Source organism: Christensenella sp. KGMB01412 (genome assembly GCF_055522415.1).
Genome location: NZ_JBVFVW010000005.1, coordinates 138,779 through 151,053 on the forward strand (window position 1 = coordinate 138,779; position 12,275 = coordinate 151,053).

General features: G+C 49.6%; 11 protein-coding genes. 3 read left to right on the forward strand and 8 right to left on the reverse strand.

The genetic code is table 11. The features are described from left to right. Window positions 1–11: 11 nt before the first annotated feature. Complete coding sequence (locus tag ACS5WU_RS09945) at window positions 12–1,409, reverse strand: MATE family efflux transporter (protein ID WP_046442782.1); 1,398 nt, start codon at window positions 1,407–1,409, stop codon at window positions 12–14. Window positions 1,410–1,614: 205 nt separating this feature from the next. Between ACS5WU_RS09945 and ACS5WU_RS09950 the strand changes: the two genes are divergently transcribed. The 3 genes from ACS5WU_RS09950 to ACS5WU_RS09960 all read left to right on the forward strand — a co-directional run bounded on the left by ACS5WU_RS09950 (window position 1,615) and on the right by ACS5WU_RS09960 (window position 6,188). Then, a complete protein-coding gene (locus ACS5WU_RS09950) occupies window positions 1,615–2,457 on the forward strand; it encodes a sulfide/dihydroorotate dehydrogenase-like FAD/NAD-binding protein (RefSeq protein WP_046442783.1) in 843 nt (280 codons plus the stop codon). Window positions 2,458–2,459: 2 nt separating this feature from the next. Next, window positions 2,460–3,854: an NADPH-dependent glutamate synthase gene (gene gltA, locus ACS5WU_RS09955; RefSeq protein WP_059108686.1), complete on the forward strand. Its 1,395-nt coding sequence runs from the start codon at window positions 2,460–2,462 to the stop codon at window positions 3,852–3,854. Between the two features lie 609 nt (window positions 3,855–4,463). Beyond that, complete coding sequence (locus tag ACS5WU_RS09960) at window positions 4,464–6,188, forward strand: outer membrane protein assembly factor BamB family protein (protein ID WP_465089144.1); 1,725 nt, start codon at window positions 4,464–4,466, stop codon at window positions 6,186–6,188. A gap of 73 nt (window positions 6,189–6,261) precedes the next feature. On the opposite strand, the gene ACS5WU_RS09965 is transcribed toward ACS5WU_RS09960, so the two are convergent. The 7 genes from ACS5WU_RS09965 to ACS5WU_RS09995 form a co-directional block, all read right to left on the reverse strand. Beyond that, window positions 6,262–7,014 (reverse strand): TrkA C-terminal domain-containing protein, encoded by a 753-nt coding sequence (locus ACS5WU_RS09965; protein WP_046442785.1) that lies wholly within the window; start codon window positions 7,012–7,014, stop codon window positions 6,262–6,264. A gap of 133 nt (window positions 7,015–7,147) precedes the next feature. Further along, complete coding sequence (locus ACS5WU_RS09970) at window positions 7,148–7,639, reverse strand: DNA-deoxyinosine glycosylase (RefSeq protein WP_046442786.1); 492 nt, start codon at window positions 7,637–7,639, stop codon at window positions 7,148–7,150. Between the two features lie 36 nt (window positions 7,640–7,675). Then, window positions 7,676–8,218, reverse strand: a complete 543-nt coding sequence (locus ACS5WU_RS09975) for a GNAT family N-acetyltransferase (protein WP_330379181.1) — start codon at window positions 8,216–8,218, stop codon at window positions 7,676–7,678. Between the two features lie 198 nt (window positions 8,219–8,416). After that, entirely contained in the window at window positions 8,417–8,671 is a 255-nt protein-coding gene (locus ACS5WU_RS09980; protein ID WP_046442856.1) for a CPF_0552 family protein, read from the reverse strand. Window positions 8,672–8,738: 67 nt separating this feature from the next. Next, the gene (gene xylB, locus ACS5WU_RS09985; RefSeq protein WP_302760249.1) at window positions 8,739–10,238 is read right to left on the reverse strand and encodes a xylulokinase; all 1,500 of its coding nucleotides are present in this window, start codon (window positions 10,236–10,238) and stop codon (window positions 8,739–8,741) included. Window positions 10,239–10,327: 89 nt separating this feature from the next. After that, entirely contained in the window at window positions 10,328–11,164 is an 837-nt protein-coding gene (locus ACS5WU_RS09990; RefSeq protein ID WP_046442789.1) for an HAD-IIA family hydrolase, read from the reverse strand. Between the two features lies 1 nt (window position 11,165). Continuing rightward, a complete protein-coding gene (locus tag ACS5WU_RS09995; RefSeq protein WP_160295590.1) occupies window positions 11,166–12,209 on the reverse strand; it encodes an iron-containing alcohol dehydrogenase family protein in 1,044 nt (347 codons plus the stop codon). Window positions 12,210–12,275 lie beyond the last annotated feature (66 nt).

The window sequence follows — 12,275 nt, forward strand, 5'->3', positions numbered from 1 at the left end:
ATTCTCCCTGCTTATTGTTCTTCATTTGGGTTAAGAAGCCCAAGGGCGTATTCCTCTTTTGTTATTTTGATATATTTGAATATTCGAACCGCAAGTACCACGGCAATGATTCCTGAAATAATATCCGCAACGAGCGGCGATATCATGATTCCCCACAGCCCCTGCGTAGTCGCAAGCACAATTACCGTCGGAATCAGGCACACCCCCTGCCTCGAGATGGACAGGATCATCGCCCCCGCAGCTTTTCCGAACGCCTGATGCGTCATCATCATGATCAGCGTAAACGCCGTAATGGTAAAGCCCGCCGTAAACCATTGCAGCGCGGGGACGCCAATTTCCATCACATAAGCGTCCGTTGTGAAAAGCGTCATCATTGGCACCGCAAAAAAGTTGCATAAGAGCGTAACTGCAAGGCCAATCAGCAATGCCACGGCAATACCAAAACCCATGGCGGATTTCAAACGGTCAAATTTATGCGCGCCGAAGTTATAGCCCGCCACAGGCTGATAGCCCTGCGCAAACCCAAACACAAGTGCAAATCCCAGGAACTGAATACGGTTTACAATGCCAAAAGCCGCAATCGCCGCATCCCCGTAAGGCTTTGCACATACGTTAATTACCGCAAACCCAACCGCAGCCAAAAGCTGTGTTAAAAACGTAGACGAACCGATCCTCGTAATATAGGAAATAATTTCCCTGTCAAACCGGAAGCCCTTCAGCCGAAAAGGCGCAATCGTTTTTTTTCTCCAGTAGTTGGAGGAAAGTATCACAAATGCGACTACCTGGGAAAGCGCAGTCGCAACCGCGGCGCCCAGTACGCCCATTTGGAATGTAAAGATAAAGATCGGATCGAGAACGATATTCAAAACAGCGCCGATCACCATGCCGGTCATGGACTGCACTGCACTTCCTTCCGAACGCAGCAGATTATTAAACGCCATATTGGTAAGCTGCACCGGCGCGGCGATAAACATCACAAGCGCATAGTCGAGCGCCAGGCCAATCGTCCCCTCCGACGCCCCAAGCGCAAGGAGCAGCGGCTTTGCAAAAATACAGCCCAAAACGGCCACCAAAACGCCGGACAGAAAAGAAAGGGTAATCGTTGTGGTTGCAGTCCTGCCCGCCTTCTCTTTTTCTTTCGCGCCAAGCAGCCTTGAAAGATAGGCCGCGCCGCCCGCCGCAAACAGGATGGAAAGCGCCTGCGTAATCAGCATAACCGGCATATAGACCGATACCGCCGCCGTACCAAGATAGCCTTCCGGCGAAATGCTGACAAAGTACGTATCTGCCATATTGTAAATCGCCATAACAGCCATGCTGATAATGGCGGGAATCGCCAACTTTATGATCGCGCTGGGAACCCTGGCAGTCCCCATCATCTCCGCGCGTTTATCAATCGCTTCATCCATATCTAGTCTCCCCCGGATTTTTAACTGAACGCCCGTTCATTTACAAATATAATCTTATTATGAGTTGAGCCTAATGTCAATCAGTTTGTGAAAATCGTTTTCTACTTTCATAAGTTCCTTTTGCTCTTGTGTATTGCTGTTTTAGTAGTTTATAATGGTAGAAGTGCCACTAATAGGACAAAAAAATTGTAATGGGGAGATTATCATGTACAAAATTTTAAAAAAAGAGGAACTTGCAAACAATATTACCAAGATGGTAATCGATGCTCCGTTGATTGCAAAAAAAGCACAAAGCGGACAGTTTCTTGTTTTACGCACGCATGAAAAGGGCGAGCGTTTCCCTCTGACGATTGCAGACTTCGACCGCGAAGCCGGCACCGTCACGATCATTTTTGCACAGATCGGCAAATCGACGCAGTATTTGGGTACGCTGCCCGAGGGCGGCGAGATACTGGATGTGGTTGGGCCGCTTGGCGTTGCATCCCATTTTGATCCGTCCATTAAAAAAGCGGCGGTGATCGGCGGCGGGCTCGGCTGCGCCATCGCGCTTCCGCAGGCGAAACACCTGAAACAAATGGGCGTATCTGTTGATATGATCGCCGGATTCAAAACAAAAGATATTATTATCCTGGAAGAAGAGATGACAAATGCGAGCGATAACCTCATCATCACAACGGACGACGGCTCTTTCGGTTTTTCCGGATTTGTAACCGACGCGCTCAAAAAGCAGATCGAGGACGGCGTAAAATATGACGTCGTAGTTGCGATTGGTCCGATCCCGATGATGAAATTCGTATCCAAACTCACAAAGGAATATGGAATCAAAACCATCGTTAGCATGAATCCCGTCATGATCGACGGCACCGGAATGTGCGGCGGCTGTCGCCTTACCGTTGGCGGAAAGACAAAATTTGCATGTATCGACGGCCCGGATTTCGACGGACACGAGGTCGATTTTGACGGCGCAATGCGCCGCCTTTCGATGTACGACGGGCTGAAGGAACGCGAAGAGGACTGCAGGCTGATCAAAATGGCGGAGGAAAAATAACGATGGAAAGAAATATGTCTCTTGAAAAAGTAAAAATGCCGGAGCTTGACGCCGACGTCCGCTCAAAAAACTTTGAGGAGGTCGCCCTCGGCTATACGGCGGAAATGGCGCAGGAGGAAAGCCTGCGCTGCCTCGAATGTAAAAACCGCCCGTGCGTCGCGGGATGCCCGGTACAGGTCAATATCCCTGAGTTTATCCACGAAATCAAAGAAGGCAACTTCATGGCCGCTTATAAAAAGATCATTGAGACCAACGGCCTTCCCGCCGTATGCGGCAGGGTTTGCCCGCAGGAAAGCCAGTGCGAGCAGCTGTGCGTGCGCGGTAAAAAGGGCGAACCGGTCGGTATCGGGCGGCTCGAGCGTTTTGCTGCGGATTATGCGATGTCCCAGGGCGCGCTTGGCGATAAAAACGTCGCCCCCAAAAAGGGAAAAAAGGTCGCCGTTATCGGCAGCGGCCCGTCCGGGCTTACATGTGCCTCCGATCTTGCCAAAGCAGGCTATGACGTAACCCTGTTTGAAGCCTTCCATACAGCGGGCGGAGTATTGAAATACGGTATCCCGCAGTTCCGTCTTCCCAAGGAGATCGTAGACCTTGAAATCAACGTACTACGGGAAATGGGCGTTGAAATCAAGCTCGATATGGTAATTGGTAAGATACTGACCATTGACGAACTAAAAGAAATGGGCTACGAGGCAATCTTCATCGGCAGCGGCGCAGGACTTCCTTCCTTTATGAATATCCCGGGAGAAAACCTCAACGACGTTTACTCCGCAAATGAATTCCTGACACGGATCAACCTCATGCACGCATATGAATATCCATCCTACGATACGCCCATCAAGCCTTATTCGAGCGTAGCTGTAATCGGCGGCGGTAACGTTGCGATGGATGCGGCACGTTGCGCCAAACGCCTTGGAGCGGGCCATGTATATATCGTATACCGCCGCAGCGAAGCAGAAATGCCGGCGCGTCTGGAAGAAGTGCATCATGCAAAAGAGGAAGGAATCGATTTCCGGCTTCTGGAAGCCCCAATCGAAATCGTTGGAGACGAACAAGGCAATGTAACAGGAATGAAAAATATCCGTATGGAGCTTGGCGAACCCGACGCTTCCGGCAGGCGCAGGCCTGTTGAGATCAAAGGGAGCGAATATGTGATTCCTGTTGATGCTGTTATTGTCGCAATCGGCCAGTCTCCCAACCCGATGATCAAAAACTCCACACCCGAATTGAAAACGGAATCGTGGGGTGGAATTATTACAAACGAAGAAACCGGCGAAACATCGATCCCCGGCGTATATGCAGGCGGTGACGCGGTGACCGGAGCAGCTACCGTTATCCTGGCAATGGGCGCCGGAAAAACGGCAGCAAAGAGCATCGACGAATATTTGAGCAAATAACCGGAACGTTGTTCCACAAAAAAAACTGTGGCTTTTCGCCACAGTTTTTTTATACATTTTTATGTATAAAATTTGTTATTTTTATACCTTCCCAAAAAAAATATTACATTTTTTTATTTTCCTATTGACATTTTTGGAACCGCTCAACCACGCCTTTTTCCTTTTGTGGATAACTCAATTTTATTTCCACGCACCCATACAGCAAAAACCGCTTCACAAAGCCATTTTTCCAGTCAAAAGTTATCCACATTTTTCTGTGGATAACTCTCCTTTTTAGCATAATAATGCGGGTTTTACGGTTGCGGATAACCTGTTTTTGCTTCACGCGGCTTTTACTTCGTTTTTTCAGGTTCTTTGCCAGTTTTTTACATGAATATTTTTTCTTTTTAATGTATAATTAATTTGTTTCTTTTTGCCGCGCAACATGTTTTTTCTAAAATTTTCCACTACCATTTTAAAAAAAGTTAAATTTAAGGTATAATAGATATCATTCGAAAAAATGTGAAGGAGCATACCATGTCTCGCCATTTTAGTTATCGCGAGCCGCGCTACCCGCGTGGCCATAATTATCGCCCGCGCAAGCGCCTGCGCGTCGGCCGTTTGATTATTGTGATCTTAATTTTTGCGGCTATTATTGCCGGCATTATATTCGGAGTCCTGTTTTTGACCAAACAGGGGCCATTCGCTTCCGGAGCATCTACTCCTGAGCCTTCCGCGACACCATCAGCGGAAGAAACAGCGGCTGCCGCGCCCTCTTCTACTCCAACGCCCAGTGCGGCTCCCACAATCGATCCGGGTAACTTTACGGTCGCCGCCGTTGATTCCACCCTTCCCTCAGCATTCGGATTTCAGACAGAAATCGAGCAGGATGGCGCGGCCGTCGCCGAATATACGCGCGCGCGGCCTATCAGTTTCCCCGCTGCAAGCGACTACACGGGCATGAAGGGAATTACGACCTTCCGCAGCAATAATTACCGTGACCAGGGAGCCTTCGGTTCCGCAGATATCACTGATAAAAAGCTTGAGAAGCTGTGGTCGCAAAACGGTACTGCCGTGGAACCGGCAGGAATCAATTCCTCCGCGCAGCCGCTTATTGCACAATGGGATACCGATATCCGGCAGATGATGAACTTATATTCCGATAAGAAGTCCGACGATGGACTGATTGAGGTCATCTATCCGGCTATGGACGGAAAAATATATTTTATGGACCTGAGCGACGGCAGCTATACGCGCGATCCAATTAATACCGGTTTTGCCGTAACGGGAACGGCTGCACTCGATCCACGGGGATATCCGCTGCTTTATGTTGGCCAGGGAACCGGTCTCTCCGGCACGGACCAGCACGACAATGTTTATCTGTACGTATACAGCCTGATTGACGGTCAGCTTCTTTACAAATATGGTGCGGAGCAAAAGGATCCGTTTGCTTACCGCGAATCCTGGCAGGCATACAGCGGTTCCCCGTTGGTTGCCGCCGATGCGGATACGCTTGTGTGGGCGGGAGAAAACGGTATTTTATATACCGCCGTCTTAAATTCGGAATTTGACCGTGCGGCTGGCACGGTGTCCATCAATCCGGATACGCCCGTCAAATACCGTTATACAACGCCCAAAAATGCGGACGACGCGCAGCTCTCCGCCGATACTCCCCGCAAATACGGCATCATTGCCTCCGCAGCCGCATGGAAAAACTATTTGTTCCTGACAGACAGCGGCGGCTGGCTGCAATGTATCGACCTGAATACAATGACGCCCGTTTATGTGCAGGACCTGATCACAGCAACGGACGCTTCTCCGCTGTTGGAACAGACACAGGATGGCCTTTTCCTGTACGTTGCCTCCAAGGCATCGCTGCAGCCGCAGGAAGGACAGAAAGGAACGGCGTACCTTCGTAAGATAAATGCGCTGACCGGCGAAATCGTTTGGCAGACGCCCTACGACTGTTTGTCAGGAGGCGGCGCATCCGCCTCGCCGGTACTTGGTACCGGTACGCTTTCAAATATGGTGTTCTTTACGGTCGCCCAAACGGACGCTTCGCAGGAAAGCGGAAAGCTTGTCGCACTGAATACGGATACGGGCGAAACGATCTGGGAGCACGAAATGGACCATTATGGCCTTTCTTCGCCTGTCGCAGTCTATACGCAGGACAATACCGGCTATCTGCTCCAGGGGAACAACAACGGCATCATGACGCTTCTGGATGGAAAAACCGGCGAGGCTCTTGACCGCGTTTCCCTTGGTGGAACAACCGTCGGCACACCCGCGGTAATGAATGATATGCTTGTTGTTGGATCGAGCAACGGCAGCATCAATGGCATCCGTATCAAATAAAGCTTCAACAGCAAAGCCCCGCGCCTTTTGGCGCGGGGCTTTTAATATACCTGCTTTTTCTGATCCGGAATCGCTATTCCAGTTCTTTTTCTTCCTCTTTTTTTACAGCCTCCAATGAGGCCCGTCCGTCCTGCGTAACAAAAAATAAATCCATAATCTTTTGTAACCGCCCGAATAACACCAGTTGGTCATCCGCCTCGATTTTAGTATCCTTTGTGATATAATCAAGCACCTCTTCCTTCCGTTTGATAATAATCAAATGGATGCCGTATTTCCCTATCATATCAAACTCACCAAGTGTTTTCCCATCGATGACGCTCGGTACCTTTTGCACATGGATTCCCGCGATGACGCCCTTTGCATATTGTTCTATCACGCTGATCACATTGACATTCCCGCGGAACATAAACCGCTGTCCCATTTTTTCGATGATATTATTAAACTTCGTTTTCACCTTTGGCACACGCTTTACCACCATAAATACAACGAAGATGATCGCCAGAATCACAGTGAGCGTCCAGAGGTCTGCCTGCACCGCGCGGGGCAGGTTCATTACCACATTAACAAAAACTGTGATGATCGTAACCGAAAAAATATACCCAAACAGCATCACCGTCCGCGCAAGCTTCCTGCGCAGTAGCTTTGACACCACAAGCTCGCTTTCCTTGGTGGTGTAGCCGCTGTTTGTGAGCAATGAAATCACCTGGAATTTTGCTTTTTCTTCCGTCATGCCGGACATCCTGAATAAAATCGTAAATATGTCGATAATCAGGATATACGCCACCGCGACGGCAAAAAAAAGGGAAATTGAAACCGAAAGACTCATCTGTTATTCCTCCATGACCGTATCGTTTGCACAATGGGTAAGCCGCCATTTATCTATCGTGCGATGATCCGGCCACTTTTTGTGTCCCGCCGGCAAAATATCTTTTCCCATTACGCCAAACTCCTGTCTCTTTCTATAAATAATCCAATATTTGCGCCCATGACGCAAGCAGCTTGTCCATATCTGCTGCCGCGTTTGCCGGGCTTGTGGACGGCAGGCAAATACACTCCCTCCTTGTGACGGGAAGGCAATGCCTTTGATATAATTCATAAGCCTTTTTTCCATTTGCAAACACCATATGTATTTGCGCCGCGTCAAATATCTTTGAAAAATCATTTGCCTGCGGATTCCTGATCGACGCATCAGCGCTTGCATGGATATCGCATGAACGCAGCACATCAAACAACGCAATCCCATTTTTGAGAAGCATTTTCTTTTTCCCTGCGATATCATTGGGAAATTCGCAATGAAGAAGCGTCCCCAAAACTTTGTAAAACCGGTTGCGTGGGTTTCCATAATAAAATTGAACCTCACGTGATTTTACCGACGGTATGGTTCCCAGTATCAATATTTTCGAATGGCAGTCACAAACCGGCTCAAATGTATGAATCACCCTTTGCGTCACGTAGTTGCCCCTCCCGTATTATATCATAATTTTCAGCTATCGCGCTTCCTTCAGGAGGGCATATATACACGAATCCAGAATTTTTCCACACTTAAATACACTTTTTTCCAAAATGCCTTCCAGCCTGAAGCCCGCTTTTTCAAGCACCCTGCGCGAACCTGTATTGGAAGCGAATGGTTCTGCAAAAATGCGGACTATGCCATAGCGGTCAAAAACGATCCCGCATATCCTGCGAACCGCTTCCGCCATGATTCCCTTTCCCCAAAAAGGCTCCGCCAGCCAGTAGCCAAGTTCCGCGCTCTTTTCATAAACGTCGCTTCCCAGAAAGACGCCAATACTCCCCACCGCCCGGCCTTCGACTACGATTGCACGGGCACACTGCCGCCGTTCATCATTTTGCATGCACGAGAAAACAAATTCCTTTGCGTCTTCCCATGTGTATGGATAAGGAAACGCATTTCTCAGGTTACGCGCAATATTGGGGTTGTTCGCGTATTCCGCCACATCGTCTATATATTTTTCATCCCATCTTTCAAGCTCGAATACCATCGCAGCCTCCTGTTTTTTACATGGTATCATCCTGTGTTAAAGAAAGCAAGAATATCGCCTGTAACCAGGAAACGAACTCCTGTTTTCTTTGTAAACCGCACAAAATTTTGTACACCTGTGGTTGTTGGTAGGGATGGCCGGAAGCGCTGAAATACCCGTCTGTACAGGGCAGGACAATCAAAAAAATCCCGCCTTATTTCAGGGCGGGATTTTTTGTTTGAATGCTTTTTAGTTCAGGTCGAGCATTTTTGCGGTTACGCCTTCCACGTCATTGAACGCGGCAACCATCTTTTCAACGGTTTCTTTGTCACCGCATGCCTGCAGCATAATCACCCCGTCATCTGCGCAAAACTCCTCGCTCGTCTCATGCAGGCCGACGCGCATTTTGATGTTGCACCCATATTCTGTCAGAGCCTGTTGCAGTTTAATGGCATTGCTGGTGCGGTGGTTTAACCTCAATCCGATAATGTAATAACAATTCATTTTTACAAACTCCTTACCATTCATTTTATTATCGATAAACACGGCAGCGCCGCGCAAACCGTATATTTTATTCCGCAGCCATCCGGAACGTATCCTTCAGGTCATAGTACAGCTTATCGTATATCTTTTTGACCTTCTGGTATTTTGTGTGGTTCCCGGCGATTGGTTCTACGACTTCCTTTACGCTGTGCACCTTTTCCGCATCCTCAAGGCTTTCGTAAATCCCCTCGCCCACGCCGGCAACGAGCGCCCCGCCATAGGCTCCGCCCTCGGCCGCCCCGGCAAGTATCTTGACCGGGAGGTTGAAAATATCCGCAACGATTTGCTTCCACAGCTTTGAATTTGCACCGCCGCCTGAAAGGATTACTTCCTTTATTTTGAGCGATTCATTTGTTTTCAGGATCAGCTCGTACATCTGGTATAAACCAAATGTCACACCCTCCATGACGGCCCTTGCCATATCGCCTTTATTTGTAAGCAGAGACAGGCCGTAAAACACGCCGCGCGCGTCCGGATCAGGATAAGGGCACCGCTCTCCCGTCAGGTAAGGCAGGAATATCACGCCGTTTGCACCCACGCTCGATGCTTCCGCTCCTTCGTTGATCTCCACAAAGGGCTGTGTGCTCTCGCTGTAAAAGGTATTTTTATACCATTCCATGGAGCCCGCGCACGAAAGCTGGCAGCCAAACGCCATATACTTGCCATCCGCGTTATTGCAGAAAAACTGGAGTCTTCCGCCCTTGTTTTCTCCAAAGCTGTCCATTGCAGTCGCAACGACGCCTGACGTCCCCATCACAACGCCCAGCGTCCCTTCCTTCACAATCCCCATGCCGGTGTTCTGGATGACTGCGTCCCCGCCGCCGCCATATACGGGCAAGCCTTCCGGCAAACCTGTTTCTTCAAAGGCCTTTTCTGTTACGCGCCCAGTCCTCTCGTCGGATTCCACAACCTTTGGAAAAATCGCTTCATCAAGACCGATTTTCTCAATCAGTTCTTTGGACCATTCACGCCTTTGCACGTCAAAAAGCCCCGTCCCCGACGCTTCCGAGGCATCCGTAACGAGCTCTCCCGTCAGGCAATAACGGATATAATCCTTTGGCATCACAAATTTTGCAATGCGCGCGTAGTTGTCCGGCTCGTTCTTCCTTACCCACAAAAGCTTACTGCCCGTAAACCCGGTTACCATTGTATTGTTGGTGTAGGCCACAAGCGCGTCAAGGCCGCCCGCCGCTTTTATGATATCCCGGCATTCCTCATCCGTACGCTGGTCGTTCCACAGGATCGCATTGCGTACAACACGGTGGTCTTTGTCCAGCGCCACCAGCCCGTGCATCTGCCCGGAAAGCCCAACCGCGACAATTTTTTCTTTGTCCACACCGCTGAGCACTTCACGAATCGCATCCTTTGTCCCGCGCCACCAATCCGCCGGATCCTGCTCAGACCATGCCGGCTTTGGCGTATGCAGCGGATACGTTTTTGTGACGGATTTCAGGACTTTTCCCGTCTCATCCGCAACCAGGCATTTTACCCCGCTCGTCCCAACGTCGATTCCCATCAAATATTTCATCGTGTCACCCTTTCATAACAGGCGCTTTGCGCCATAGAGCTTTTTACGGGTATTTATATCAATGGATACTAAAGTCAGAAAATTACTTTTCAGCGTATTGCGCTGTAGATATCGTATACGCTGTCCAGAATGTAGTCAGGCGCAACGTCGCCCTCTACGATGTCCTGATAGCTGATCTCACCGGAAAGCACTGCAATCCCGACGATTCCGCCATTCACGGCAGTTTTGATATCCGTATACAGGCGGTCTCCCACCATTGCGGTTCTTTCCTTTTTGGCACCGGTTTTTGCAAGGATATAGTCCACCGTTTCACGAAACGGTTTGCCGACAAACTTTGGCTCCACACCCGTCGCGTGCGTAACAAGACACGCCATAGAGGCGCAGTCAGGCAGGAACCTGCCGCCGTCAAGCGGGCATACCCGGTCTATGTTCGTAGCGACAAACGGCACTCCATCCGCTACCAGCCTGCACAGCGCATCCGCCTTGGCAAAGTCAAAGGACGTATCAAAACCAAGCACCGCAAAATCCGCCGTTTTAGTGTCCGCAGGCAGCAGCGTTATTCCCGCGTCGCGGAATTGGCGGTTAAGCTCCGGCGTGCCCGCAAGGTATACCCTGGGATCGCTGGCGTGTGTTTTCAGGTAATGTATCATTACGTCGCCGGAGGTCATGATGTTTTCGCGCGTCATTCCGGAAAAGCCAAGCCTCTCCAGTTTTTTGACATAATCCAACGGCGCCTTTGAAGAATTGTTGGTAAAGAAATAAAACGGCACGCCTTTTTCCTGCATGAACTCGATATATTCCTTCGCCCCGTCAATCAGCCGTTCCCCCAGGTTGATCGTCCCGTCCATATCGAGCACAAAGCACTCGATGTCCTTTAAATCCGCGGCCTGTGGATTCACCTTGCCCCGCTGTTCCTGATTTTGCATTCTATCCTCCATAAACCGCGTCGTAAATCCGCTTTAAATTTTCATCGTCATAAGAAATCTCGTCCAGAATCGTATACCTGTTTTTGCGCGTGGTGCGCGCCATACGCATGACCTGCACGTATTCGTCGTAAGAAAGCCCCAGCTCTTCAAAGCTCGTGGGTATGCCGAAGCCCTTCAAATAATTCCTGATAAATTCATAATCGCCGCCGTAAAGGTATTCCACCAATATGCTTGCCATTGCGGCCTGCAGGCCGTGGAACGTGCCCTTGCCAATCGCGTCGATCGCGTGGCTGATCAGATGCTCCGCGCCGCTTGACGGACGCGTATTTCCCGTAATATTCATCGCAAGCCCGGAAAGCACGATCGATTCCGCAAGCTGCGTCAAAAAGGCTTCGTTTTCAAGGTCCGGATCCGTATACTGCACCACTGCCCGTACCGCGGTACCGGAAATGATGTAAGCAAAATCATCCATCTTTGCTTTTCCGGCCTCCACCGCCTTATTCCAGTCCTTCAGCGCCGTGATATTGGAAACAAGATCCCCAAGCCCGGCAACGATAAGGTTCCTCGGCGCTTTTTTGATGATGTCAATGTCCATGATGATATGCGTGGGTATCTTGCAGTCAAGACTCCTCACAGTGCCATGATCGCATTTCAAAACGGCGATCGGCGACGCGACACCATCGTGGGAAATCGACGTCGGGATACTGATAAACGGTTTTTTTGACATGGACGACGCGTATTTGCCAACATCGAGCACCTTGCCGCCGCCCATCGCGATCACCGCGTCAAAATCGCGGTTAACAATATAATACGCCATCAAAAGCGCCTCGCGCAGCGAACCCGCGTGCACGAACTCCCGTTTGACCTCCCTGCAATGCCCTTCCAGGCAGGCATAGACCTCCTTACCATACAGCCCGTCCACAACCTTGTCTACGATCAGCATTACCCTGTGGGTTGGTTTGATAAATTCAGTTAATTTCGGATAGAGGATTCCGCTTCCGATTTTTACGCTTTCCGGTACCGCAAACGTGTTAATAGCACTCACGCCTTTCTTTTTGGGGTAGTATGAAAGAGGCAAAAAAAGCTTTCAAAAAGCCTTTTTTGCCGTAAT